The 25,493-nt window shown below is 71.6% G+C and carries 17 protein-coding genes and 1 pseudogene; 15 read left to right on the top strand and 3 right to left on the bottom strand.

Annotated elements, in window-relative coordinates; all coding sequences use genetic code 11:
* The first annotated feature begins 17 nt into the window (after positions 1-17).
* Positions 18-914, top strand: coding sequence for a DUF4190 domain-containing protein (locus tag HTV45_RS34365; RefSeq protein WP_251692370.1), 897 nt, complete (start codon positions 18-20; stop codon positions 912-914).
* A 224-nt stretch (positions 915-1,138) separates the two neighbouring features.
* Here the strand turns inward: HTV45_RS34365 and HTV45_RS18570 are convergent, their stop codons facing one another.
* On the bottom strand, positions 1,139-1,768 hold the full coding sequence (locus HTV45_RS18570) for an NADAR family protein (protein ID WP_215206937.1): 630 nt from the start codon (positions 1,766-1,768) through the stop codon (positions 1,139-1,141).
* Between the two features lie 224 nt (positions 1,769-1,992).
* Between HTV45_RS18570 and HTV45_RS18565 the strand changes: the two genes are divergently transcribed.
* The 6 genes from HTV45_RS18565 to HTV45_RS18540 are packed head-to-tail and all read left to right on the top strand — an operon-like array spanning position 1,993 to position 9,189.
* Positions 1,993-3,528: a gamma-aminobutyraldehyde dehydrogenase gene (locus tag HTV45_RS18565; RefSeq protein WP_215206936.1), complete on the top strand. Its 1,536-nt coding sequence runs from the start codon at positions 1,993-1,995 to the stop codon at positions 3,526-3,528.
* 49 nt (positions 3,529-3,577) lie between these two features.
* The gene (locus HTV45_RS18560; RefSeq protein WP_215206935.1) at positions 3,578-4,825 is read left to right on the top strand and encodes a spermidine/putrescine ABC transporter substrate-binding protein; all 1,248 of its coding nucleotides are present in this window, start codon (positions 3,578-3,580) and stop codon (positions 4,823-4,825) included.
* A 4-nt stretch (positions 4,826-4,829) separates the two neighbouring features.
* On the top strand, positions 4,830-6,002 hold the full coding sequence (locus HTV45_RS18555; protein ID WP_215206934.1) for an ABC transporter ATP-binding protein: 1,173 nt from the start codon (positions 4,830-4,832) through the stop codon (positions 6,000-6,002).
* On the top strand, positions 6,002-6,931 hold the full coding sequence (locus HTV45_RS18550; protein ID WP_215206933.1) for an ABC transporter permease: 930 nt from the start codon (positions 6,002-6,004) through the stop codon (positions 6,929-6,931). The genes HTV45_RS18555 and HTV45_RS18550 overlap by 1 nt, the downstream gene beginning before the upstream one ends.
* Complete coding sequence (locus HTV45_RS18545; RefSeq protein ID WP_215206932.1) at positions 6,932-7,732, top strand: ABC transporter permease; 801 nt, start codon at positions 6,932-6,934, stop codon at positions 7,730-7,732.
* Positions 7,733-7,770: 38 nt separating this feature from the next.
* The gene (locus tag HTV45_RS18540; RefSeq protein WP_215206931.1) at positions 7,771-9,189 is read left to right on the top strand and encodes an FAD-binding oxidoreductase; all 1,419 of its coding nucleotides are present in this window, start codon (positions 7,771-7,773) and stop codon (positions 9,187-9,189) included.
* Between the two features lie 43 nt (positions 9,190-9,232).
* Here HTV45_RS18540 and HTV45_RS18535 read toward each other — a convergent pair whose 3' ends face one another.
* Together HTV45_RS18535 and gabT are read right to left on the bottom strand one after the other, a co-directional pair.
* A complete protein-coding gene (locus HTV45_RS18535; protein ID WP_215207017.1) occupies positions 9,233-9,889 on the bottom strand; it encodes a phosphatase PAP2 family protein in 657 nt (218 codons plus the stop codon).
* A 453-nt stretch (positions 9,890-10,342) separates the two neighbouring features.
* Entirely contained in the window at positions 10,343-11,677 is a 1,335-nt protein-coding gene (gene gabT, locus HTV45_RS18530) for a 4-aminobutyrate--2-oxoglutarate transaminase (protein WP_215206930.1), read from the bottom strand.
* 319 nt (positions 11,678-11,996) lie between these two features.
* On the opposite strand from gabT, the gene HTV45_RS18525 reads away from it, so the two are divergent.
* From HTV45_RS18525 to ispG, 8 genes and pseudogenes are all read left to right on the top strand, one after another.
* Positions 11,997-14,414 (top strand): ATP/GTP-binding protein, encoded by a 2,418-nt coding sequence (locus HTV45_RS18525; protein WP_215206929.1) that lies wholly within the window; start codon positions 11,997-11,999, stop codon positions 14,412-14,414.
* A gap of 121 nt (positions 14,415-14,535) precedes the next feature.
* Complete coding sequence (locus HTV45_RS18520; RefSeq protein WP_215206928.1) at positions 14,536-16,092, top strand: PucR family transcriptional regulator; 1,557 nt, start codon at positions 14,536-14,538, stop codon at positions 16,090-16,092.
* 194 nt (positions 16,093-16,286) lie between these two features.
* Complete coding sequence (locus tag HTV45_RS18515; RefSeq protein ID WP_215206927.1) at positions 16,287-17,258, top strand: alpha/beta fold hydrolase; 972 nt, start codon at positions 16,287-16,289, stop codon at positions 17,256-17,258.
* A 348-nt stretch (positions 17,259-17,606) separates the two neighbouring features.
* The gene (locus tag HTV45_RS18510; RefSeq protein WP_215206926.1) at positions 17,607-19,052 is read left to right on the top strand and encodes an aldehyde dehydrogenase family protein; all 1,446 of its coding nucleotides are present in this window, start codon (positions 17,607-17,609) and stop codon (positions 19,050-19,052) included.
* A 403-nt stretch (positions 19,053-19,455) separates the two neighbouring features.
* Positions 19,456-21,396 (top strand): acyl-CoA dehydrogenase family protein, encoded by a 1,941-nt coding sequence (locus tag HTV45_RS18505; protein ID WP_215206925.1) that lies wholly within the window; start codon positions 19,456-19,458, stop codon positions 21,394-21,396.
* A gap of 125 nt (positions 21,397-21,521) precedes the next feature.
* Positions 21,522-22,784 carry a 1-deoxy-D-xylulose-5-phosphate reductoisomerase gene (gene dxr, locus HTV45_RS18500; RefSeq protein ID WP_215206924.1) on the top strand — a complete coding sequence of 421 codons (1,263 nt, stop codon included), beginning with the start codon at positions 21,522-21,524 and terminating at the stop codon, positions 22,782-22,784.
* A gap of 8 nt (positions 22,785-22,792) precedes the next feature.
* Entirely contained in the window at positions 22,793-24,085 is a 1,293-nt protein-coding gene (locus HTV45_RS18495) for an RIP metalloprotease (RefSeq protein ID WP_215207016.1), read from the top strand.
* A gap of 193 nt (positions 24,086-24,278) precedes the next feature.
* Positions 24,279-25,493, top strand: a pseudogene (gene ispG, locus HTV45_RS18490) (flavodoxin-dependent (E)-4-hydroxy-3-methylbut-2-enyl-diphosphate synthase); the annotation flags it as partial.

Here is a 25,493-nt window from a genome sequence, read left to right as displayed (position 1 = left end):
CGGAGGGGGCCCGGCATATGGCCGACGACGCGCAGACGCCCGAGACGCGGCGACAGACCGCGGGTGGCACGCCGCCGAGTGATCCGCAGGCCGGTTCGCTGTGGCCGGCTCCGGCCGACGGCGGTGCACGGGACACCGCGGCGCAGGACGGATCCCTGGTGGACGCGCGGAGCACCGCGACATCGGCCGCCGCGGACGCCCTCGCCCCCGACCCCTGGGCGCTGCCGGAGGGCCGCACCCCCGCGACCCCGGCTCCGACTCCGACCGCGGGCTCCGGTGCCGACGGGCGGGGGGCGGGCGGTCCGGGGGAGACGGTCGTGGCCGGAGATCCCCTGCCGTGGTCCGCGCCGTCCGGCTCCGCCGCGCCCTCCACGCCTTCCTCCGTCCATGATCAGCAGACGGTGACGTCCTTTCCGGCGGCGGGCGGTGATCCCGCTCCCGCCCAGCAGTACGCCCAGCCGTGGGCCGGTCCGTCCGTGCCGTCCGCTCCCGTGCCGCCCTCCGCCCGGACCGCGGCCAACCCGTTCGCTCCGCCGGCCGGGGGCGAGCCCGTGCCTCCGCCGCCGATCGGTCCCGAAGGGCCCGGACGGATCCCGTACGGCTACCCGGGCGGTGGCGGGTACGGCGCGGCGCCGGCCCAGGGGTATGCCGGCTGGGCCGGTCCGGCTCCGGCGCCGAGCAACGGACTCGGCGTCACGGGGCTCGTGCTCGGCATCATCTCGGCCGTCGTCTTCTGCCTCTGGCCGGTGTCCATCCTGCTGGGCGTGCTGGCCCTGATCTTCGGCGGGATCGGCCGGGGCAAGGCCCTGCGGGGCGAGGCGACGAACGGCGGGCAGGCGCTGGCCGGCATCATCTGCGGCTCGATCGGCACCGCCCTGGGCATCGCCTTCGGCGCGTTCGTCATCTTCGTCTAGCCTGCGGGTGTCCGTGGGGCGATGGCGTCGTGCTCCGCCGTGCGTGGGGCCGTTGCATGCGGGGTGTGGGTGTGTGGGTGGTTGTTCGCGCACTTCCCCGCGCCCCTGAGGAGGGTGTCCGGACGGTGCGTCCAGGCAGCGTGAGGGGTGCTCCGGGGCGTCGCGGCTGTCCGGAGGCCTACCGCCGCCGGCTGTGTCCGGCCCGGGTCACCGCGGCACGGGTGTCAGCGTACGGACGTCCCGCTCGCCCGGGCGCGCAGCCGAGCGCGGGCCTCCATCAGGGCGAAGCCCAGCAGATTGCTTCCCCGCCACCGCGCCGGGTCCGTCGCCCCCTCGGCGTCCGCCGCGAGCCCGATGCCCCACACCCGGTCCACCGGGCTCGCCTCGACCAAGACCCTCCCCCGGCCTTCGGCCGGGGATACCCCCCTCTCGCTTCGCTCGCCGGTCCTCAGGAGGAAGTCCCGCAGATCCGCGTGGGCCGCGAACTTGTGCACGCTGCCCTCGAGGACGATGCCGAACCGCTCCCGGCGCCACAGCGTCTCGTCGAAGCCCCGCACCAGCCGCCCCGCCTTCTGCGCCTGCGCGGGGTGCTCCGCGGCCAGCACCCGCCGCTCACCTTCCGGATCATCGAAGAGCCGGGCCTTGGCCGCCATCATCCAGTGCTCGGCGGTCGCGTACTCCACGCCGTCCACCGTGAACGGTGACGGCCACCACTGGCTCAGGCAGCTCGCCCCGATGCGCCCGTCGGGCAGCGGCCGGGGTTTGAAGAAGCGCAGGTACTCGACCCTCGTCCCGGTCGCCAGCGCCTCGATCAGCGCTTCCCTCGAGCCGATTCCCCGCGCAGTCCTGTTCATCGCCACCCCCCGGTGATCTCTTCCCTGCACGCGAGTCTGGCAGGAACCACTGACATCCCGTCGCGCCTTTTCCGTGTCCGCTCGACACACGGTCGACAGATTCCGTTGCGTAATCAAAATTAAACAACGGAATCACTTGTTGCGGTCACATGGCTCTGTCAGGATCGGCACTCAAATCGAGCTGGAGCCACGCCGCCCCCCTCGGGGACACGGAGGAGAGCGACATGCACAACCCGGGCAGTACCACCCCGGAACGATTTCCCGCCCAGGACCGGTTCGCCGACGGGGCGCAGTTCATCGCGGGCCGCCTGACGAAGGGCACCTCGGGCCGTACGCACGCGGTCGTCGACCCGGCCACCGGCGCGCAGGTGTACACCTACGAGCTCGCCGGCACCGAGGACGTCGACGCGGCCGTCGCCGCCGCGCGGGAGGCGTTCGCCGCCTGGGCCGGTGCCACCCCCGGTGAGCGCTCCGACGCCCTGCACCGGTTCGCCGCCGTGGTCGCCGACCGCGCGGAGGACTTCGCCCGCGCGGAGTCCCTGCAGTGCGGCAAGCCCCTGAAGCTGAGCCGTGAGTTCGACGTCCCGGGCACCATCGACAACATCGCCTACTTCGCCGGCGCAGCCCGCCGTCTCCCGGGTCAGTCGGCGGGCGAGTACTCCGGCGACCACACCTCCTACGTCCGCCGCGAGCCCATCGGCGTGGTCGGCTCCATCGCACCCTGGAACTACCCGCTCCAGATGGCCGCCTGGAAGATCCTCCCGGCGATCGCCGCGGGCAACACCATCGTCCTCAAGCCCGCCGAGCTGACCCCGCTGACCTCCCTGCTCTTCGCGCAGGCCGCCACCGACGCCGGAATCCCGGACGGTGTGATCAACGTCGTCACCGGCACCGGCAGGGAGGCCGGCGAGCACCTGGTCGGTCACCCCGGCGTGGCCATGACCTCCTTCACCGGCTCCACCGCCGTCGGCAGGCGGGTCGCCGAGATCGCCACCGCCACCGTCAAGCGCCTCCACCTCGAACTCGGCGGCAAGGCCCCCTTCCTCGTCTTCGACGACGCCGACCTCGACGCCGCCGTCAACGGCGCGGTCGCGGGCGCGCTGATCAACACCGGACAGGACTGCACCGCCGCCACCCGCGCGTACGTGCAGCGGCCGCTCTACGAGGCGTTCGTGGAGCGCACCGCCGCCCTGATGGAGACCGTCCGGCTCGGTGACCCCTTCGCTCCCGGTACCGATCTGGGCCCGCTGATCTCGCACGTCCAGCGCGACCGGGTGGCCGGGTTCGTCGACCGGGCGCGTGGCTACGCGCGCGTGGTGACCGGTGGTGAGACACCCCTGGGCGAGCTGGGTGACGGCGCGTACTATCGCCCCACGCTCATCGCCGGCGCGGCGCAGGACAGCGAGATCGTGCAGTCCGAGATCTTCGGTCCGGTGCTGGTCGTCCTGCCCTTCGACACCGACGACGAGGGCATCGCGCTGGCCAACGACACCCCGTACGGGCTCGCCGCCTCCGCGTGGAGCCGGGACGTGTACCGGACGGGCCGGGCCACCCGGGAGATCAAGGCGGGGTGCGTGTGGATCAACGACCACATCCCGATCATCAGCGAGATGCCGCACGGCGGCTATAAGGCGTCCGGCTTCGGCAAGGACATGTCCTCGTACTCGTTCGAGGAGTACACGCAGATCAAGCACGTCATGTTCGACAACACGGCGGTGGTCCGCAAGGACTGGCACCGCACCGTCTTCGGGGACCGATAGCAGCCAGGCCGCCCGACCGCGGCCATCCTCCCGAAAGGGCACCACGCGCATGGAGCAGTATGAGCCCCACCGCCTCTCGCCGGCCCAGGAAGCCGCCGTACGGCGAAGTCTCCGCGACGGAAGGGCGGCACTGTCCCGCCGTTCCCTGCTGCGCGCCTCCACCGGCGGTGCGCTCGCGGTCGGCGGACTCGGCGCACTGAGCGGCTGCGGCATCCCCGCCGCCGGGAACACCCAGGGCGGCGTCTCGGCGGAGGACCACTCGAAGGAGGAGAAGAGCGTCAGCTTCTCCAACTGGACCGAGTACATGGACGTCGACGAGAGCGGGCGCAGGCACCCCACGCTGGAGGAGTTCACCCGGCGCACCGGGATCAAGGTCAAGTACACCGAGGACATCAACGACAACACCGAGTTCTTCGGCAAGATCAAACCGCAGATGGCCGCGGGCCAGGACACCGGCCGCGACATCATCGTGCTCACCGACTGGCTCGCCGCCCGGCTGATCCGGCTCGGCTGGGTCCAGAAGCTGGACCCGTCCCACCTGCCGAACGCGTTCGCCAACCTGTCACCCCAGTTCCGCAGCCCCGACTGGGACCCGGGCCGCGCCTACTCCTACCCCTGGCAGGGCATCGCGGCCGTCATCGCCTACAACAAGAAGGCGCTCGACGGCGTCGAGGTGAGGACCCTCTCCGACCTGCTGGACAACCCGAAGCTCAAGGGCCGCGTCGGTCTGCTCACCGAGATGCGCGACACCATGGGCCTCACCCTGCTCGACATGGGCAAGGAACCGGAGAAGTTCACCGCCGACGACTACGACGCGGGCATCGCGCGGATCCAGAAGGCCGTCGACAAGGGCCAGATCCGCCGCTTCACCGGGAACGACTACACCGCGGACATCAGCAAGGGCGACTTCGCCGCCTGTGTGGCCTGGGCCGGGGACGTCGTCCAGCTGAAGGCGGACAACCCGGACATCGACTTCCTGATCCCGGACAGCGGCTACATGATGTCCAGCGACAATCTGATGATCCCCAACAAGGCCCGGCGCAAGGAGAACGCCGAGCGGCTGATCGACTACTACTTCGAGCAGCAGGCGGCCGCCGAACTCGCCGCCTACATCAACTTCGTCTGTCCCGTCGACGGAGTGAAGGACGAGCTCGCGAAGATCGACGACGACGCGGCGAACAACCCGCTGATCATTCCCGACAAGGCCATGCAGGCCAAGTCCCGTGCCTTCCGCTCCCTGAGCTCCGAGGAAGAGACGGAATTCGAAGAGAAGTTCGCGAAGCTCACTGGGGCGTGACGAGATGAAGACCACCGAAGACACCACCGCGCCCGGCCACGGCGGGGACGTCCGCCTCACCGGCATCGGCAAGACCTACGGCTCCTTCACCGCCGTGCATCCGCTCGACCTGACCGTTCCGCAGGGCTCCTTCTTCGCCCTGCTCGGCGCGTCCGGCTGCGGCAAGACCACCACCCTCCGCATGATCGCCGGCCTGGAGGAGCCCACCGAGGGCACCGTCCACCTCGGCGACCAGGACGTCACCGCGCTCCCGCCGTACAAACGGCCGGTGAACACGGTCTTCCAGTCCTACGCCCTCTTCCCGCACCTCGACATCTTCGAGAACGTCGCCTTCGGCCTGCGCCGGCGCGGCATCAGAAGCGTGAAGAAGCAGGTCGGGGAGATGCTGGAGCTGGTCCAGCTCGGCGAGCAGGCCCGCAAGAAACCCCATCAGCTCTCCGGCGGCCAGCAGCAGCGCGTGGCCGTGGCCCGCGCGCTGATCAACCACCCCAGGGTGCTCCTCCTCGACGAGCCGCTCGGCGCCCTCGACCTGAAGCTGCGCCGGCAGATGCAGCTGGAGCTCAAACGCATCCAGACCGAGGTCGGCATCACCTTCGTCCACGTCACACACGACCAGGAGGAGGCCATGACCATGGCCGACACCGTCGCCGTGATGAACGCGGGCCGGGTCGAGCAGCTCGGCTCACCCGCCGACCTCTACGAGAACCCGCGCACCACCTTCGTCGCCAACTTCCTCGGGACCTCCAACTTCATCGAGGCCGAGGTCGACTCCGCGTCCGGCGACGAGATCGTCCTCAAGGCGGGCGGCGGCAAGCTCGTCCTGCCCGGAGCCCGCAACAGCGCCTCCACGACCACCGGCGGAAAGGTGCTGGTCGGAGTACGTCCGGAGAAGATCTCCCTCACCCATGCGGACGACGCCGGCGAGATACCCGACGGCCGCAACCGCATCACCGGCAGGATCGCCGACTCCAGCTTCACCGGCGTCTCCACGCAGTTCGTCGTCGACAGCCCGGTCTGCACCGACTTCGAGGTCTACGTCCAGAACATCGACCGCGACGCCCGGCTCACCCCCGGCGCCGAGGTCGTCCTGCACTGGAACCCGGCGCACACCTTCGGCCTGGACGCGACCCAGGACATCGACGCGGGCGTCGAGACCGGTGCGGAAGAGGTCGCCTGATGGCCACGGTCACCCAGGCGCCGCCCCCTGTGGCGCCGCCCCTCCCCGAGAAGAGGCCCCCGCGCAGAAGGGGCCGCTGGACGCCGTACCTGCTCCTGCTGCCCGGACTGCTGTGGCTGTTCGTCTTCTTCGCGCTGCCGGTGATCTACCAGGCCTCCACGTCCGTGCAGACGGGCTCCCTGGAGGAGGGCTACCAGGTCACCTGGCACTTCGCCACCTACTGGGACGCGCTGTCCGACTACTGGCCGCAGTTCGTCCGCTCGGTGCTCTACGCGGCCTCCGCGACCGTGCTGTGTCTGCTGCTCGGTTACCCGCTGGCGTATCTGATCGCCTTCCGCGCGGGGCGCTGGCGGAATCTGATCATGATTCTGGTGATCGCGCCGTTCTTCACCAGCTTCCTGATCCGCACCCTCGCCTGGAAGACGATCCTCGCCGACGGCGGCCCGGTGGTCGACGTCCTCAACACCCTGCACGTCCTGGACGTCACCGCGTGGCTCGGCTGGACCGCCGGCGACCGGGTGCTCGCCACGCCGCTCGCGGTGGTCTGCGGTCTGACGTACAACTTCCTGCCGTTCATGATCCTCCCCCTCTACACCTCGCTGGAGCGCATCGACCCCCGGCTGCACGAGGCGGCGAACGACCTCTACGCCAGGCCGTCGACCACCTTCCGCCGGGTCACCTTCCCGCTGTCGATGCCGGGCGTGGTCTCCGGCACGCTGCTGACCTTCATCCCGGCCTCCGGCGACTACATCAACGCGGATCTGCTCGGCTCCACCGACACCCGCATGGTCGGCAACGTCATCCAGTCGCAGTTCCTGCGGATCCTCGACTATCCGACGGCCGCGGCACTCTCGTTCATCCTGATGGCCGCGATCCTCTTCATCGTCACGTTCTACATCCGCAAGTCCGGCACGGAGGATCTGGTTTAAATGACCTTCGTCAACTGGCTCAAGCGCCATTTCGTCGTCATCGCGGGACTGCTGACCCTCGCCTATCTCCTGCTGCCGAACATCATCGTCACCGTGTTCTCCTTCAATAATCCGAAGGGGCGCTTCAACTACACATGGCAGGAATTCTCCACCGGGGCGTGGCAGGACCCCTGCGGTGTCTCCGGGCTGTGCGAATCGCTGTCGCTGAGCCTGCGGATCGCGGTGTGGGCGACGCTCGGCGCCACCCTGCTCGGCACGATGATCGCCTTCGCGCTGGTCCGCTACCGCTTCCGCGCCCGCCCCGTGGTGAACTCGCTGATCTTCCTGCCGATGGCGATGCCCGAGGTGGTCATGGCCGCCTCGCTGCTCACGCTGTTCCTCAACATGGGCGCCCAGCTGGGCTTCTGGACGATCCTGATCGCCCACATCATGTTCTGCCTCAGCTTCGTCGTGGTCGCCGTGAAGGCGCGCGTGATGTCGATGGACCCCCGGCTCGAACAGGCCGCGCAGGATCTGTACGCCGGCCCGGTCCAGACGTTCCTCCGGGTGACGCTGCCGATCGCCGCCCCCGGTATCGCGGCGGGCGCGCTGCTCGCCTTCGCGCTCTCCTTCGACGATTTCATCATCACCAATTTCAACGCCGGCTCGACCGTGACCTTCCCGATGTTCGTCTGGGGATCCGCCCAGCGCGGAACGCCCGTACAGATCAACGTCATCGGTACGGCCATGTTCGTCATCGCCATCGCGCTGGTACTGGTCTCCATGGTCATCGGCAATCGCCGCAACCGCCGGAAGGCGTAGGAACCAGCACACGCAGTCCCCTGTGAGGAGTTGAAATCATGGCCCCGAGCGCCATGAGCCGTTGTACGAGATCCCTTTCCGAGGCCCGGCCGGTCTCCTTCTGGCTGGACGACCCCGGCAGGCCCGCACCCGAGCCCGCCCTCACCGGAGCCGAGACCTGCGACCTGCTCGTCGTCGGCGGCGGTTACAGCGGACTGTGGACCGCGCTGATCGCCAAGGAGCGCGACCCCGCACGGGACGTCGTGCTGGTCGAGGGCCGCGAGGTGGGCTGGGCCGCCTCCGGCCGCAACGGCGGATTCTGTGCCGCCTCCCTCACCCACGGCCTGCCCAACGGGCTGACCCGCTGGCCGAAGGAGATCCACGCCCTGGAGCGGCTGGGTGCCCGCAACCTCGACGCCATCGAGGAGACGGTCGCCCGCCACTCGATCGACTGCGACTTCGAACGCACCGGCGGGATCGATGTCGCCACCGAGCCCTACCAGGCCCGGGAGCTCAGGAACTGGTACGCGGAGATCCGGTCCGAGGGCCTCGCCGACGGCGTCGAGTACCTGGACACCGAGGCCGTACGGGAACAGGTGAACTCCCCGACCTTCGAGGCCGGCCTGTACGACCGGCGGGGCGTGGCGATGCTCCACCCCGCCAGGCTCGCCTGGGGACTGAAGCGGGCCTGCGTCGACCTCGGCGTGCGCGTCTACGAGCACACCCCCGCCCTCACCCTGAAGCCGTACGGCGCCGGCATGGCCGTACGCACCCCGTACGGGGCGATCCGCGCCGGCACGGTGGCGCTCGGCACCAACATCTTCCCCAGCCTGCTCAGACGCGTCCGCCCCTACACCGTCCCGGTGTACGACTACGCCCTGATGACCGAGCCGCTCACCGCCGGGCAGCTCGCGTCCATCGGCTGGAAGAACCGCCAGGGACTCGGGGACAGCGCCAACCAGTTCCACTACTTCCGGCTCTCCGCCGACCACCGCATCCTGTGGGGCGGTTACGACGCGGTCTATCCGTTCGGCGGCCGGGTGCGGGCCGAGTACGACGACCGCCCGGAGACCTACGCCAAGCTCGCCGGTCACTTCTTCACCTGTTTCCCGCAGCTGGAGGGTGTCCGCTTCACCCACGCCTGGGGCGGCGCGATCGACACCTGCTCGCGCTTCTCGGCGTTCTTCGGCACGGCGCACGCGGGGAAGGTGGCCTACGCGGCGGGCTACACGGGGCTCGGTGTCGGCGCCACCCGCTTCGGTGCGGAGGTCATGCTGGACCTGCTGGCCGGGGAGCGGACCGAGCGCACGGAGCTGGAGATGGTGCGCAGGAAGCCGCTGCCGTTCCCGCCGGAGCCGTTCGCCTGGACCGGCATCGCCCTCACCAAGTGGTCGCTGGCCAGGGCGGACGCGCGGGGCGGGCACCGCAACCTGTGGCTGAGGACGATGGACAGGCTGGGCCTGGGTTTCGACAGCTGAGCCGCGCGAGGGCTCGACATCCGAAGCGGTCCGGACCGAATCGTCAACCGGGACCGAATCGTCGACCGGGACCGGTCCGCGGGCGGGGAGTTCCAGCGGACCTTCGGCGGCTGCTTCGGCTGACCAGCAGCCACAGACCCGTCAGCAGCACCGCGCCCAGGCACCAACTGGCCGCCACGTCCAGCGGCCAGTGGTAGCCCCGGCGCACCAGCCCGTACGAGGCGCCGAGCACCAGGGCGCCGCAGAGGACGACCAGTGCGCGGCGTACGGCCGGCGACCGCAGCAGCGGAAGGAGCAGCAGCGTCGCCGCGCCGTACGCCACCACGGCGGTGGCGGTGTGGCCGGAGGGGTAGTAGCCGACCGCCGGGGGCACGGCCGGGGTGCCCGGGCGGTCGGTCCACTCCTTCAGCGGTGCCACGAGCGCCGGCACCAGCGCCATCGCGACGGCGCCGGCGAGGGGCGGCAGCCACCAGCGGTCGCCGCCGCGCGCCCGTCCGCGCCAGGCGACGTACGCCAGTGCGACCCCCAGGACCGGTACGGCCACCTGGATGTTGCCGAGGTCGGCGAGATGTTCGGAGGCCCGGTCCGGCCGCACCAGGTCCTCGCTCAGCCGCTCGTCGAGACCCACCAGCGGTCCGCCGGTGACGACCTGCCAGGTGATCAGCGCGAAGAGGAGGACGGGCGGTCCGAGCAGCAGCACCATGCCGCCCAGTGTGCCAAGCGGCGCGGCCCGTCCTTCCGCACCGTCCGGACATGCCGAAGGGCCGGCGCAAAGGGGGGGTGTGCGTCGGCCCTTCGGGGAACGGCTTGCCGTATGGGGTGCCCGGACGGCCGTCCGGATCGGAACGCCGCGCGCCCCGGGGGGTTTGGGGCGGGCGACCGTCCGATCGTGAGGAGACCCGGAGCCTTCCGGCCCCGGTTGTGTGCGCGGAGGCACTACCAGGTCGAAGCTGGGGAGGCCCCGGCCTGAGCCGCCCGCGGTTCCCTGCGGGCGGGGTGTATCTCTCATCCGCGGAGAAACCTACGGCAGGGCGTGGCCCGGCGACAGGGCCCACGGGCACCTGTCATCCACCCCGCACACCTTCTTCACACCCTCTGCCGTTCGGCGGCTCCGGCTCTCCGGGGCAGGCGGCTCACCTGCCCCGATGCCGGCTCAGATGCGTGCGAAGGCCTGCTCGAGGATGTCGAGGCCCTCGTTGAGCAGGTCCTCGCCGATGACCAGCGGGGGCAGGAAGCGCAGGACGTTGCCGTAGGTGCCACAGGTCAGGACCAGCAGGCCCTCCTGGTGACAGGCCTTCGCCAGCGCGGCGGTCGCCTCCGCGTCCGGCTCCTTGGTCGCGCGGTCCCGGACCAGCTCGATGGCGATCATCGCGCCACGGCCGCGGACGTCGCCGATGATGTCGAACTTCTCGGCCATGGCGGACAGACGGGTCTTCATGACCGCCTCGATCGCCTTCGCCCGCGCGTTGAGGTCGAGCTCCTTCATCGTCTCGATGGAACCGAGCGCGCCCGCGCAGGCCACCGGGTTGCCGCCGTAGGTGCCGCCCAGGCCGCCCGAGTGCGCGGCGTCCATGATCTCCGCGCGGCCGGTGACGGCGGCCAGCGGCAGACCGCCCGCGATGCCCTTCGCCGTGGTGATCAGGTCCGGGACGATGCCCTCGTCCTCGCAGGCGAACCACTGGCCGGTACGGCAGAAGCCGGACTGGATCTCGTCGGCGACGAAGACGATGCCGTTGTCCCGCGCGAACGCGCTGATCGCCGGCAGGAAGCCCTTGGCCGGCTCGATGAAACCGCCCTCACCGAGCACCGGCTCGATGATGACCGCGGCCACGTTCTCGGCGCCGACCTGCTTGGAGATCTGGTCGATCGCCTGCGCGGCGGCCTCCGGACCCGCGTTCTCGGGGCCGGTCGGCCAGCGGTAACCGTAGGCGACCGGAACCCGGTACACCTCGGGCGCGAACGGACCGAAGCCGTGCTTGTACGGCATGTTCTTCGCGGTCAGCGCCATGGTGAGGTTGGTGCGGCCGTGGTACCCGTGGTCGAACACGACGACCGCCTGCCGCCCGGTGTGCGCCCGCGCGATCTTGACCGCGTTCTCGACGGCCTCGGCGCCGCTGTTGAACAGCGCGGACTTCTTGGCGTGGTCGCCCGGGGTCAGCTCGGCGAGCGCCTCGGCGACGGCCACGTAGCCCTCGTACGGCGTGACCATGAAGCAGGTGTGCGTGAAGTCGGCGAGCTGGGCGGTGGCACGGCGCACGACAGCCTCGGCGGAGGCTCCGACGGAGGTCACGGCGATGCCGGAACCGAAGTCGATCAGCCGGTTGCCGTCGACGTCCTCGATGATCCCGCCGCCGGCCCTGGCGGTGAACACGGGCAGTACGGAGCCCACGCCCCGCGCGACCGCGGCGGTACGGCGGGCCTGCAGCTCCTGCGACTTCGGTCCGGGGATGGCGGTGACGACGCGGCGCTCCTGCGGAAGTGCGGTCATGCGGGGCTCCTGGGGGGTGTAACGGACGCTTTTTCCTTCTTTTCTCGCAGGTTAGGGCCGCTCACGGAGGCTGGGCATGCTCCATGTGGGCGTTGTCCGGGGGGCCGGGTTGTCCGTGATGGACATACCTGGCCGCGGGCAGGCGTGTCTCCGCGGAGCGGGCGCCCGGGGGCTGTCCGGGAGAGGGCGGGCGCGCGGGCACGGACGAGTGACACCGCCGCCGTCAGGCAACGGCCGCGTAAGCGGTGGACTCCGCCTGTCGGGGCGTTAGATTGGCTCGCGGATGGCGGATGGCGCGGCTGCTCAGGGGGCAAGGGCGATGGACGGCGAGGGTACGCAGGACGCACGGGGCACGGACGCCCGCTCCGTACCACGCCCGGCCGGACCGCCGGAGGTACCGGCGGCGCCACCGCGCCCGGCCCGGACCCCGGGCGCGCCACCCGTCCCCGGACAGGCGCCCCGGACCGCGTCCGCCGTCGCCGGCTGGCTCGACGCGGCCAGGCCCGCCGCCCGTCCCGGTATCTGGCGGTACGGCTACCGCCCGCCGCAGCGGACCACGCAGCGGATCGCGCCGGTGACGGTCGCCGGCATGCTGGTCCCGCTCGCGCTCGCGGCGCTCGTCTGGTCGCTCTGGCAGCGCGGCGTCACCTCCTACCAGATGGCACCGCTGCGGGCGTTCACGCCGGACGACTGGTGGTGGGGCGGTACGGTCGTCTCGCCCAAGGTGTTCGAGGGGCGGGCGGTGCCGGCGCCGGGGGCGGAAGCCCTGGTGGTCTACGAGGGCGTCTCCTTCGCGGTACTGGCCGTCGCGGTGGCCGTCCTGGGCAGCTGGCGCGCCATCGTCCGCCACTACGTGGCCCTCAGGCCGCAGCCCGCCCGGGCGCTGACCGCCGCCCTCCTCGCCCTGGTCGCCCTCGCCCTGGTCTTCCCCGAGGCGTTCCCGCTCGTCGGATGGTCCCCGGTGCCGGTCGTCGATCCGCTGCTCTCCCTGACCGTACTGATCACCGACAGTTACGATCTGATGGCGTCCGCGTTCTACACGAACGGCCTCTACACGGTCGTCACACTGCTCGTGGTGTGGCCGTTCGCCCGGCTCGGTGCGTGGCTGCCGTACGCGAAGGAGCTGTCGGCCCGCCGCAGGGCGAGCGGCACCCCCGGTGCCCCGGTGCCGGAGCGCCCCCGCTCCCAGTGGCCCGAACTGCGTGAGGCGGGCCAGCAGGAGGCCGCCGAACTGCTCACCGCCGAGGTCGCCGGCGGCCGGATGAACGACGTCGACTGCGCCCGCGTCGAGCACGCCTTCGACGCCGCCCGGCGCGGCGGCACACCGGCCGCCTTCCGGGACACCGTCCTGCGGCAGGCCGGCGCGGCCTGGACCCACCCCTCCGGCGCCCGGGACCTGCCGCGCCGCACCGCCTCCCACGACCTGCTCGCCGCACAGGTGCGGATCGGCGGCTGGGTGGCGGCCGACGGCGTGCCGCAGCCCTACCACGACGCCGGGGCGGCCCTCGGACCGGATGTGCTCGGCACGTCGCTGCTGGCGGTCGGGCCCCCCGGGTCCGGCAAGACCCGCACCCTCGTCGAGCCGGTGACCGAGGCACTGGCGCTCCAGGCGCTCACCGGACGCTGCGCCGTGGTCGCCGTCTCCGCCGCCGGGAGCCCGCTCGGCGCGGACGACGCCTTCGACGTGATCGTGCGGATCGGTGATCCGTCCTCGGTGCACGACCTCGACCCGTACGCCGAGTCCGACGATCCGGACGAGGCCGCCGGCGTCCTCGCCGAGGCGCTGGCGGGCGACCTCGACGCGGTCGGCGCCCAGCGCGCCGCCACCACGCTGGCCCAGCTGCTCGGCCCGTTCCGGGCGGTGCACGGCCGCTTCCCCACGCTGCCGGAGCTGCGTGAGCTGCTGGAGGGCGAGGAGACGGCGCTGACGCCGCTGCGGGAGGCGCTCGCCGCGAGCGGAAACGACGTGATGCGCCGTGAACTCGACGCGCGCGCCCGGCAGACCGGCACGCCGGGCGACCCGGGCCGCACCCTCGCCGACCGGCTGGCCCTGCTCGACCGGCCGGTGTTCGCCGGCTTCTTCGGCGGTGGCGGCCCCGGCCGTCCGTTCTCCCTGCGGGCCGTCGCCCACCACCCCCTGCGGGTGCGGATCGACCTGCCCGAGCGTGGTCACGAGGAGGCCGGCCGGCTGATCACACGGCTGGTCCTCGCGCAGTTCCACGCCGTCGTGCGGGAGGACCGGCGCGCCCACTTCGCCTGTCTGGTCCTGGACGACGCGACCGGCACGGTCACCGCGGATTCGGTACGGCGCATCCAGCGGCTGCGCTCGCAGAACGCGGGCGTGCTGCTCACCCTGCGCACCGTCGCCGACGTGCCCGAGGCGCTGCACGGGCCGCTCTACGGTGCGGTGGGCTGCCGGATGGCCTTCTCCGGTGTCACCACCTGGGACGGCAACCGGTTCGCGCAGACCTGGGGGACCGAGTGGGTGGAGACGACGGAGGTCGCCAAGCACACGGTCTTCGCCGACCAGCCGATGACCCGTGCCCTGCACGCGCTGCGCAAGCTGGTGACGGGCAGGGCGGTGACCACGGACGCGGTGACGGTACGCCAGGTCGAGAAGGAGCGGTGGTCCGCGTCCCAGCTGGCCCACGCGGTGCCCGCGGGGCACGCGGTGCTGTCGTTGACGAATGTCGGGGGCGAGCACACGCCCCCGCTCCTGGTGGACCTGCGGGGGTGAGCGGACGGGCAGACGGTGACCGTACAGTGAGGCAGAATCGACACAGGCCGTTCATACGAGGCGGCCAAAAGATCACCGCGTTCTCACCCGCCCGACGCGCACCCGAAGGCACAAGGCTCCGATGCCCCCGACGCTCGCCTCGCTCGTCCACCACTCCGCGCTCAAGCTGACCGTGCGCGCGGGCGAGGACCGCCTCGACGCGCCCGTCCGCTGGGCGCACGCCAGTGAACTCGCCGACCCCGTGCCGTACATGGAAGGCGGGGAGCTGCTGCTGATCACCGCGCTCAAACTCGACGCCGAGGACCGGGAGGCGATGCGCCGCTATGTGAAGCGGCTGGCGGGAGCAGGCGTCGTCGGGCTCGGCTTCGCCGTCGGGGTGCACTACGAGGACATCCCGGACGCCCTCGTCGACGCCGCCCGTGCGGAGGGGCTGCCGCTGCTGGAGGTGCCGCGCCGCACCCCGTTCCTCGCGATCAGCAAGGCGGTCTCCGCCGCCATCGCCGCCGACCAGTACCGCGCGGTGACCGCCGGCTTCGCCGCCCAGCGGGAACTGACCCGGCAGACACTGACCGACGGCCCCGAGGGCCTGCTGGCCGCGCTCGCCGCCCAGGTCGACGGATGGGCCGCGCTCTACGACGCCTCGGGCGCCGTCGTCGCCACGGCACCGGAGTGGGCCGGCCGGCGCGCCGCCCGGCTCACCGCGGAGGTGACCCGGCTGCGCGAGCGGCCCGCGCCCGCGTCCTCCGTCGTGGCCGGCCCGGACCACGAGGACCGGGTCGAACTGCACTCCCTCGGCACCGGACGCCGCCCCCGCGCGGCGCTCGCGGTCGGCACGGCGGCGGCTCCCGGCACCGCCGAGCGGTACGCCGTCCACTCCGCCATCGCGCTGCTCACCCTGACCACCGAACGCTCCCGCTCCCTGCACGCGGCCGAACAGCGGATCGGTGCCGCCGTGCTGCGCATGCTGCTCGCCGGGGAACCGGATCACGCCCGCGCGGTGGCCGGGGACCTGTACGGCGGACTCCTCGACGCACCCTTCCGGATCATCGTCGCGGTCGGCACCGAGACCGGCGGTGAGGGCCTCGGAGCCCTCGCCGAGACCGCGGAGTCCGCCGCCGCCCACTCCGGCGAGACGGTCCTGGTCGTCCCGGAGGGGGAGCGGCTGGTCGTGCTGGCCGCCGACGGGGGCGTCGCGCTGGCCGCCTGCTGCGATCACGCCGCCGCGCGGGAGACGGCCCGCAAGACCGACGACGACCTGGTGATGGGACTGTCCGCTCCGGCCGGTCCGATCACCGCGGCCACCGCCTACAAACAGGCCATGCAGGCGCTCTCGGTGGCCAGACGCCGGGGCAGGGCGCTGGTGGAGCACGAGCACATGGCCGCCGGGTCCGTACTGCCGCTGCTCGCCGACGACGCGGTCAGGGCGTTCGCCGACGGGCTGCTGCGCGCCCTGCGCGAACACGACGCGACCGGCCGCGGCGACCTCGTCGCCTCCCTGCGCGCGTGGCTCTCCCGGCACGGCCAGTGGGATGCCGCGGCCGCCGACCTCGGCGTCCACCGCCACACCCTGCGCTACCGCATGCGCCGCGTCGAGGAGATCCTCGGCCGCTCCCTCGACGATCCCGACGTCCGCATGGAACTGTGGCTGGCCCTCAAGGCGACGTCCGAACCCGGCTGAGCAGCGCCGGAGCGGTCCGGCCCCGGGCCGTGTCCCCCGAGCGAGCTACGCGCGGGTGTCCACCGTGAGGTGACGCTTTCGGCCGACGGGCTCCGTAGCGTTCGGGGCAGCCGCGGCACTCCGGTCGCGGAGGCGGGGAGACACCGCCCCACCAGGACGTCTCCCCTCCACCCCCTGTTCTGGAGGACATCGTTATGCGCACGATCCGGGCAACCGCTGTGGCCGCACTCTGCTGTGCCGCGCTCGGCGCAGGGCTCGTCGGATGCGAGAGCGATCCGCAGTCGGGCCCGGAGCCCGCCGCGACCGACAAGGCGGAGACGGGCGAGGGAGAGACGGGCAAGGGTAACGAGGGCCTGCTCACCGGCACGGCGAAGATCCAGGCCGAGGGCCTCTCGGTGAACGTCTCCTGCTCCGGCGACGCGGTGGACGGCCGGCCGGTCGTGGTCCTGATGGCCGGTCTCGGCGACGGGCTGGACAAGCTGGCCGGCATCCAGAAGACGCTGAGCGAGAAGGGCCGGGTCTGCTCGTACGACCGGCCCGGCGAGGGTGCGAGCGACCAGCCGGCCGGGCCGCAGACCGTCACCGACACCGGAAAGGTGCTCACCGCCGTACTCGACAAGGTCGCCGGCGACGGCCCCGTGGTCCTCGCCGGCCATTCGCTGGGCGGACTCATCGCCGCGCGGTACGCCCCCGACCACCAGGACCGGGTCAAGGGGCTGGTCCTGATGGACGCCACATCGCCGACGACGACCGAGGACGTCACCGGGGTGATCCCCGAGTCGGCCACCGGCCCGGGTGCCCAACTGCGCGCTCAGGTCGTCGCGGTGAACGAGGGCCAGAACCCGGAGAAGCTGGCCGTCACCGACGCCGGGGTCCGCTCCGCCGGAGACATCCCCGTGGAGGTCATCCAGCACGGCGTCCCCTACCTCTCCGCCGTGCCCGAATACGGTCCCGGCCTGGAGCGGGGCTGGGCCGACGGCCAGCGCAAGTGGCTGGAGGTCTCCGGCAACAGCAGGCTCAGCACCGCCGAGAAGAGCGACCACGAGATCTACACCAAGCAGCCCGCCCTCGCCGTCCAGGCGATCGAGCGCGTCACTGAACAGGCCGCGAGCGGCGCTCCCGCGCAGTCTCCGCGTGCGACCCCCACCGTCGGCGAAGGTTCCTGACGGCGGGTGGCGGTACCGTCCCGCGGCCCCGCCGCACGGACGCGGTCACCACGACGGACCCGCGGCCGGCGCACCGTCCGCGGGCGCCGCGCAGGCATCCGGGTCCCCCGCGACCGGGTCGAGGACGACGGTCGGGGCCGGCACCCTGCCGGGTGGAGGACGACGGCCGTGGGTGGCACCCCGCCGCGGACCAGGTACGCCGCCGGCCGGATGACGCCCTTTGCGCCGATGCGGCACACCGCCGTCCGCCACCCGTACGTGCCGGACAAACGCCCACCCGGTGGCGCGCCCCTACCGTGGACCGGAGAAACCCATGGACACCCCTACGCGGAAGGGCCGGGACTCCCTATGACTTCCACCCACGCCTTCTGGCTCGCCGGCCGCCAGGCCACCGGTGAGGCCGCCTTCGACGTCACCTCCCCGTGGGACGGCCGGGTCGTCGGCACGGTGAGCGTGCCGACCGACGCCCAGACCGAGGAGGCCGTGGCCGCCGCGTACGCCGTACGGGACGCGTTCGCCGCCACTCCCGCCCACGTCCGCGCCGCCGCCCTGGACCACGTCAGCAGGCGACTCGTCGAGCGCACCGAGGAGATCGCCCGGCTGATCTCCGCCGAGAACGGCAAGCCGATGAAGTGGGCCCGCGGCGAGGTCGGACGGGCCGTCTCGGTGTTCCGCTTCGCGTCCGAGGAGGCCCGCCGGTTCAACGGCGGTGAGGCGCAGCGCCTGGACACCGACGCCGGCGGCCAGGGGCGGCTCGCGTTCACCCGCCGCTTCCCCAAGGGCGTCGTCCTCGGCATCGCGCCGTTCAACTTCCCGCTGAACCTGTGCGCCCACAAGATCGCCCCGGCGATCGCCGCCGGCGCCCCGATCATCCTCAAGCCGGCGCCCGCCACGCCGCTGTCCGGACTGATCCTCGGTGAGCTGCTCGCCGAGACCGAGCTGCCCGCCGGTTCCTGGAGCATCCTCCCGGTCCCCAACGACCGCATGCCCGCCCTCGTACAGGACGAGCGGCTGCCGGTGATCTCCTTCACCGGTTCGGAGAAGGTCGGCTACGCGATCATGGACTCGGTGCCGCGCAAGCACTGCACCCTGGAGCTGGGCGGCAACGGCGCGGCCGTCGTCCTCGCCGACTTCGCCGGCGACGAGGACCTGGACCGGGCCGCGCAGCGCATCGCGGCCTTCTCCAACTACCAGGGCGGCCAGTCCTGTATCTCGGTGCAGCGGGTGATCGCCGACGCGTCGGTGTACGACCGGCTGCTGCCGCGCATCGTCGCCGCCGTCGAGGCGCAGGTCACCGGCGACCCGGGGGACGACGCCACCGACGTGGGCCCGCTGGTCAGCGAGGAGGCGGCGCAGCGCGTCGAGGCGTGGGTGCAGGAGGCCGTCGAGGCGGGCGCCACCCTCCTCACCGGCGGGAAGCGCGACGGCGCCTCCTACGCGCCGACCGTGCTCACCGACGTGCCCGCGGACGTCACGATCTCCTGCGAGGAGGTCTTCGGACCGGTGCTGACGGTGCGCAGGGTGGACGGCGAGGCCGAGGCCTTCGCGGCCGTCAACGACTCCAGGTACGGCCTCCAGGCGGGCGTGTTCACCCACGACCTGCGGACCGCCTTCCGGGCCCACCGCGCCCTGGAGGTCGGCGGCGTGGTCATCGGCGACGTGCCCTCCTACCGCGCCGACCAGATGCCGTACGGCGGTGTCAAGCAGTCCGGGGTGGGCCGCGAGGGCGTGCGGTTCGCGATGGACGACTACACCTACGAGCGCGTCATGGTCCTCACCGGCCTCGCTCTCTAGACGGACGCGGGGGCCCGGCACCGAGCGCGTCGGTGCCGGGCCCTCCGCACGGGCACCGCCACGTACAGGGCCGTACGCGGGGCCGCCGGCGCGACGACGGCGTCTGTGCCGCCGGCCGGCGCACGGTCCCGCGGGCTCTGGTGCACCCGGGCTCGCGGATGCCACGCCGGACCCGCCGGCGGGGATGCCACGCCGGACCGGCCGGCGGGGATGCCACGCCGGACCGGCCGGCGGGTGATGTCCGGCATTCTCCAGCGGGTGAAGCGCTCTCCGCCGGACCGGCGCCGTATCGGCCGAACGGACGCACGAAGGGTGGCGGGGTTGCCGCGAATCGGGTACATACGATCGAGTAGCACCAGTCAGTAACGCACGACTCCAACCTATTCGCGGCGAGGTGAGCCTCATGTCCGCAGTACCCGAGTCTCCGTCCCGGCCCACGGTCACCGAACGGGAGGCCCGTCAGGTCGCGGAGGCCGCCCGGGAACAGGACTGGCGCAAGCCCAGCTTCGCCAAGGAACTGTTCCTCGGCCGCTTCCGGCTCGACCTGATCCACCCCCATCCCCTGCCCGCGGACGAGGACGTCCAGCGCGGGGAGGAGTTCCTCGCCAAGCTCCGCGACTTCTGCGAGACGAAGATCGACGGGGCCGTGATCGAGCGTGACGCGCGCATCCCCGACGAGGTGATCACCGGGCTCAAGGAGCTCGGCGCCCTGGGGATGAAGATCGACACCAAGTACGGCGGCCTCGGCCTCACCCAGGTCTACTACAACAAGTCCCTCGCCCTGGTCGGCTCGGCCAACCCGGCCATCGGTGCGCTGCTCTCCGCCCACCAGTCGATCGGCGTCCCGCAGCCGTTGAAGATCTTCGGCACGCGTGAGCAGCAGGAGACCTTCCTCCCGCGCTGCGCCCGCACCGACATCTCGGCGTTCCTGCTCACCGAACCGGACGTCGGCTCCGACCCGGCCCGGCTCGCCACCACCGCCGTCCCGGACGGCGACCACTACGTGCTCGACGGCGTGAAGCTGTGGACCACCAACGGCGTGGTCGCCGACCTGCTCGTCGTCATGGCCCGCGTGCCCAGGTCCGAGGGCCACCGGGGAGGTATCACCGCGTTCGTCGTGGAGGCGTCAGCCGACGGTGTCACCGTCGAGAACCGCAACGCCTTCATGGGCCTGCGCGGGCTCGAGAACGGCGTCACCCGCTTCCACCGGGTCCGTGTCCCCGCCTCCCACCGCATCGGCGAGGAGGGCCACGGTCTGAAGATCGCGCTCACCACGCTCAACACCGGACGGCTGTCACTGCCCGCGATGTGTGTCGGCTCCGGCAAGTGGTGCCTCAAGATCGCCCGCGAGTGGTCGGCGGCCCGCGAGCAGTGGGGCAGGCCGGTGGCCCTGCACGAGGCCGTCGGCTCCAAGATCGCGTTCATCGCGGCGACCACCTTCGCGCTGGAGGCCGTCGTCGACCTGTCCTCCCAGATGGCCGACGAGGACCGCAACGACATCCGCATCGAGGCGGCCCTCGCCAAGCTGTACGGCTCGGAGATGGCCTGCCTGATGGCCGACGAACTGGTCCAGATCCGCGGCGGACGCGGCTTCGAGACCGCCGAGTCCCTCCGCGCGCGCGGCGAACGCGCGGTCCCCGCCGAGCAGATGCTGCGCGACCTGCGCATCAACCGCATCTTCGAGGGCTCCACCGAGATCATGCACCTGCTGATCGCGCGGGAGGCCGTCGACGCCCATCTGTCGGTCGCCGGTGATCTGATCGACCCGGAGAAGTCCCTCGGCGACAAGGCGAGGGCGGGCGCGGGAGCCGGCCTCTTCTACGCGAAGTGGCTGCCCAAGCTCGTCGCCGGACCGGGACAGCTCCCCGGCTCATACAACGAGTTCAAGCACGGCGTCGACCTGTCCCCGCACCTGCGCTACGTCGAGCGCACCTCCCGCAAGCTGGCCCGCTCCACCTTCTACGCCATGTCCCGCTGGCAGGGGAAGATGGAGACCAAGCAGGGCTTCCTCGGCCGGATCGTCGACATCGGCGCCGAACTGTTCGCGATGAGCGCCGCCTGCGTCCGTGCGGAACTCCTGCGCGGCCGTGGTGAGAACGGCCGCGAGGCGTACCAGCTCGCCGACGCGTTCTGCCGCCAGTCCCGCATCCGCGTCGAGGAGCTCTTCGGCCGGCTGTGGTCCAACACCGACGACCTCGACCGCAAGGTCGTCAAGGGTGTGCTCTCCGGTACGTACGAGTGGCTCGAACAGGGCGTCATCGACCCCTCCGGCGACGGCCCCTGGATCGCGGACGCGACGCCGGGCCCCTCCGAGCGGGAGAACCTGCACCGCCCGGTCCGCTGACCGCGCGGCGAAGGGCGGTGGCCGGCCCGCGGGAACGCGGCCGCCGCCCTTCGCACGGAAGAACACACGTCCCGGCTGCCGGGGTGGGGCCCCGGCGGCGGGCGGCACCCGACACAATGGGGTCCATGACCGACGCTCCAGCTCCCCTCGCCGATCCGCATCTGGTGTACGACCCCGTGGCGGGAGACGGCCCGAAGGACGTGGTGATCCTCGGTTCCACCGGGTCGATCGGCACCCAGGCCATCGACCTCGTGCTGCGCAACCCCGACCGCTTCCGGGTCACCGCGCTGTCCGCGCACGGCGGCCGGATCGCCCTCCTCGCCGAGCAGGCCCACCGGCTGCGGGTGCGCACGGTCGCCGTCGCCCGCGAGGACGTCGCAGCGGCGCTGCGCGAGGCGCTGGCCGCGCGGTACGGCGGGGGAGAGCCGCTGCCCGAGATCCTGGCCGGGCCGGACGCGGCCACCGAGGTCGCCGCCTCCGACTGCCACACCGTCCTCAACGGCATCACCGGCTCGATCGGGCTCGCCCCGACCCTCGCCGCCCTCGAGGCGGGCCGTACCCTCGCGCTCGCCAACAAGGAGTCGCTCATCGTCGGCGGCCCGCTGGTCAAGGCGCTCGCCGGCCCCGGGCAGATCATCCCGGTCGACTCCGAGCACGCGGCCCTCTTCCAGGCGCTGGCCGCCGGCACCCGCGCCGATGTGCGCAAGCTGGTCGTCACCGCCTCCGGCGGTCCCTTCCGCGGCCGGACCAGGGAGCAGCTGGCCGGCGTCACCGTCGAGGACGCCCTCGCCCACCCCACCTGGGCGATGGGCCCGGTCATCACGATCAACTCCGCGACCCTCGTCAACAAGGGTCTGGAGGTCATCGAGGCGCACCTGCTGTACGACATTCCCTTCGACCGCATTGAGGTGGTCGTGCATCCGCAGTCGTATGTCCACTCGATGGTTGAGTTCACAGACGGATCGACACTGGCCCAGGCGACGCCCCCCGACATGCGCGGGCCCATCGCCATCGGCCTCGGCTGGCCCGAACGGGTCCCCGACGCCGCCCCGGTCTTCGACTGGAGCAAGGCGTCCACCTGGGAGTTCTTCCCCCTCGACAACGAGGCGTTCCCCTCGGTGAACGTCGCCCGGCACGTCGGCGAGCTCGCGGGAACCGCCCCGGCGGTGTTCAATGCGGCGAACGAGGAGTGCGTCGAGGCCTTCCGCTCCGGCGCGCTGCCCTATCTCGGCATCATGGAGACTGTCACCCGGGTCGTCGAAGAACACGGCACCCCGGCGACGGGAACCTCCCTGACCGTGTCGGACGTCCTCGAAGCGGAGACCTGGGCCCGGACGAGGGCCCGGGAACTGACAGTCCGTACGGCGAGCGCGGAGGCGCGTGCATGACGACCCTGATGTTCATCCTCGGCATAGTCGTCTTCGCGGCCGGCCTGCTGTTCTCTATCGCCTGGCACGAGCTCGGGCATCTGTCCACCGCCAAGATGTTCGGCATCCGGGTGCCGCAGTACATGGTCGGCTTCGGCCCCACCCTCTTCTCGCGGCGCAAGGGCGAGACCGAGTACGGCATCAAGGCGATCCCGTTCGGCGGCTACATCCGCATGATCGGCATGTTCCCGCCCGGCCCGGACGGACGGCTCGAGGCCCGTTCCACCTCACCGTGGCGCGGCATGATCGAGGACGCCCGCTCCGCCGCCTTCGAGGAACTGCGGCCCGGTGACGAGAAGCGCCTGTTCTACACGCGCAAGCCGTGGAAACGGGTCATCGTGATGTTCGCGGGCCCGTTCATGAACCTCGTCCTCGCGATCGCGCTGTTCCTCACCGTGCTCATGGGCTTCGGCATCCAGCAGGAGACCACGACGGTCAGCTCCGTCTCGCCGTGCGTCATCTCGCAGAGCGAGAACCGCGACAAGTGCAAGGGTTCCGACCCGCAGTCCCCGGCCGAGGCCGCCGGGATGAAGGCCGGCGACGAGATCGTCGCCTTCGCGGGCGTCAGGACCGACGAGTGGGCCACACTCTCCGACCTGATCCGCGACAGCGCCGGCGAAGCCGTGCCGATCGTCGTCGACCGTGACGGCCGGGAGGTGACCCTCCAGGCGGAGATCGCCACCAACCAGGTCGCCAAGAAGGACTCGAACGGGGCCTATGTCGAGGGTGAGTACGTGAAGGCCGGCTTCCTCGGTTTCACCCCCGCCAACGGCGTCGTCAAACAGGACCTCGGGGACTCCGCGGTCTGGATGACCGACCGGGTCGGCGACGCCGTCGACGCCCTCGCCGCCCTGCCGTCCAAGATCCCCGCTCTCTGGGACGCCGCCTTCGGCGACGGCCCGCGCGAACAGGACTCGCCGATGGGCGTCGTCGGAGCGGCCCGCGTCGGCGGGGAGATCGCCACCCTGGAGATCCCCGCCTCGCAGCAGATGGCCCTGTTCGTGATGCTGCTCGCGGGCTTCAACCTTTCGCTGTTCCTCTTCAACATGCTCCCGCTGCTGCCACTCGACGGCGGACACATCGCGGGCGCGCTCTGGGAGTCACTGCGCCGCAACCTCGCCAGGGTGCTGCGCCGCCCCGACCCGGGCCCCTTCGACGTGGCGAAACTGATGCCGGTGGCCTACGTGGTGGCCGGGATCTTCGTCTGCTTCACGCTCCTCGTCCTGATCGCGGACGTGGTGAACCCGGTACGGATCTCCTGACCCCCGGCCCGCGACACCCGCCGTGCACGACGGCCCGGAACCCCCTGGGGTCCCGGGCCGTCGCCCTATGGGTGGGTTTACCGGCGCGATGTGCCCCAGCGTTGGCCCGTGCCGTAATCTCGGAGCCCGGAGACCGCTGCTCACAGGGAGCCGGAAGCCGGACCTTGATCCACGACTTGGGGTTGCACAGCAGATGACTGCGATTTCTCTCGGCATGCCGTCCGTTCCGACCAGGCTCGCCGAGCGCCGGAAGACCCGGCAGATCCAGGTCGGTTCCGTGGCGGTCGGCGGGGACGCCCCCGTGTCCGTGCAGTCGATGACGACCACGCGGACGTCCGACATCGGCGCGACCCTCCAGCAGATCGCCGAGCTCACCGCGTCCGGCTGCCAGATCGTGCGGGTGGCCTGTCCCACCCAGGACGACGCGGACGCGCTCGCGACCATCGCGCGGAAGTCGCAGATCCCGGTGATCGCCGACATCCACTTCCAGCCCAAGTACGTCTTCGCCGCGATCGAGGCGGGCTGCGCCGCGGTCCGGGTGAACCCGGGCAACATCAAGCAGTTCGACGACAAGGTCAGGGAGATCGCCCGGGCGGCCAAGGACCACGGCACCCCGATCCGGATCGGNCCCGGGCAACATCAAGCAGTTCGACGACAAGGTCAGGGAGATCGCCCGGGCGGCCAAGGACCACGGCACCCCGATCCGGATCGGTGTGAACGCCGGATCGCTGGACCGGCGCCTGCTGCAGAAGTACGGCAGGGCGACCCCCGAGGCGCTGGCCGAGTCCGCCCTGTGGGAGGCGTCCCTCTTCGAGGAGCACGACTTCCGGGACATCAAGATCTCCGTGAAGCACAACGATCCGGTCGTGATGGTGGAGGCGTACCGTCAGCTGGCGGCCCAGTGCGACTATCCGCTGCACCTGGGGGTCACCGAGGCCGGTCCGGCCTTCCAGGGCACGATCAAGTCGGCTGTCGCCTTCGGTGCTCTGCTCTCCCAGGGCATCGGTGACACGATCCGGGTCTCGCTGTCGGCTCCGCCGGTGGAGGAGGTGAAGGTCGGCAATCAGATCCTGGAGTCGCTGAATCTGCGCCGGCGCGGTCTGGAGATCGTCTCCTGTCCGTCGTGCGGGCGTGCGCAGGTGGATGTGTACAAGCTGGCCGAGGAGGTCACGGCCGGTCTGACGGGTATGGAGGTGCCGTTGCGCGTGGCCGTCATGGGCTGTGTGGTCAACGGGCCGGGTGAGGCGCGTGAGGCGGATCTCGGTGTCGCTTCCGGCAACGGCAAGGGGCAGATCTTCGTGAAGGGCGAGGTCATCAAGACGGTGCCCGAGTCGAAGATCGTGGAGACGCTGATCGAGGAGGCGATGAAGATCGCCGAGCAGATGGAGAAGGACGGCATCGCGTCGGG

Source organism: Streptomyces sp. CHD11 (assembly GCF_018638295.1).
Classification (GTDB): Bacteria; Actinomycetota; Actinomycetes; order Streptomycetales; family Streptomycetaceae; genus Streptomyces.
The sequence above is the reverse complement of the archived record's forward strand: the minus strand, read 5'-3'. Positions and strand labels throughout refer to the sequence as shown.

Excerpts from the sequence above, each read along its gene's own strand:
- HTV45_RS18550 (WP_215206933.1), top strand. The coding sequence starts at position 6,002 with ATGGCCACGGTCACCCAGGCGCCGCCCCCTGTGGCGCCGCCCCTCCCC.
- HTV45_RS18510 (WP_215206926.1), top strand. The coding sequence starts at position 17,607 with ATGACTTCCACCCACGCCTTCTGGCTCGCCGGCCGCCAGGCCACCGGT.
- HTV45_RS18520 (WP_215206928.1), top strand. The coding sequence starts at position 14,536 with ATGCCCCCGACGCTCGCCTCGCTCGTCCACCACTCCGCGCTCAAGCTG.
- HTV45_RS18505 (WP_215206925.1), top strand. The coding sequence starts at position 19,456 with ATGTCCGCAGTACCCGAGTCTCCGTCCCGGCCCACGGTCACCGAACGG.
- HTV45_RS18570 (WP_215206937.1), bottom strand. The coding sequence starts at position 1,768 with ATGAACAGGACTGCGCGGGGAATCGGCTCGAGGGAAGCGCTGATCGAG.
- HTV45_RS34365 (WP_251692370.1), top strand. The coding sequence starts at position 18 with ATGGCCGACGACGCGCAGACGCCCGAGACGCGGCGACAGACCGCGGGT.
- HTV45_RS18555 (WP_215206934.1), top strand. The coding sequence starts at position 4,830 with ATGAAGACCACCGAAGACACCACCGCGCCCGGCCACGGCGGGGACGTC.
- gabT (WP_215206930.1), bottom strand. The coding sequence starts at position 11,677 with ATGACCGCACTTCCGCAGGAGCGCCGCGTCGTCACCGCCATCCCCGGA.
- HTV45_RS18545 (WP_215206932.1), top strand. The coding sequence starts at position 6,932 with ATGACCTTCGTCAACTGGCTCAAGCGCCATTTCGTCGTCATCGCGGGA.
- dxr (WP_215206924.1), top strand. The coding sequence starts at position 21,522 with ATGACCGACGCTCCAGCTCCCCTCGCCGATCCGCATCTGGTGTACGAC.
- HTV45_RS18565 (WP_215206936.1), top strand. The coding sequence starts at position 1,993 with ATGCACAACCCGGGCAGTACCACCCCGGAACGATTTCCCGCCCAGGAC.
- HTV45_RS18525 (WP_215206929.1), top strand. The coding sequence starts at position 11,997 with ATGGACGGCGAGGGTACGCAGGACGCACGGGGCACGGACGCCCGCTCC.
- HTV45_RS18515 (WP_215206927.1), top strand. The coding sequence starts at position 16,287 with ATGCGCACGATCCGGGCAACCGCTGTGGCCGCACTCTGCTGTGCCGCG.
- HTV45_RS18495 (WP_215207016.1), top strand. The coding sequence starts at position 22,793 with ATGTTCATCCTCGGCATAGTCGTCTTCGCGGCCGGCCTGCTGTTCTCT.
- HTV45_RS18560 (WP_215206935.1), top strand. The coding sequence starts at position 3,578 with ATGGAGCAGTATGAGCCCCACCGCCTCTCGCCGGCCCAGGAAGCCGCC.
- HTV45_RS18540 (WP_215206931.1), top strand. The coding sequence starts at position 7,771 with ATGGCCCCGAGCGCCATGAGCCGTTGTACGAGATCCCTTTCCGAGGCC.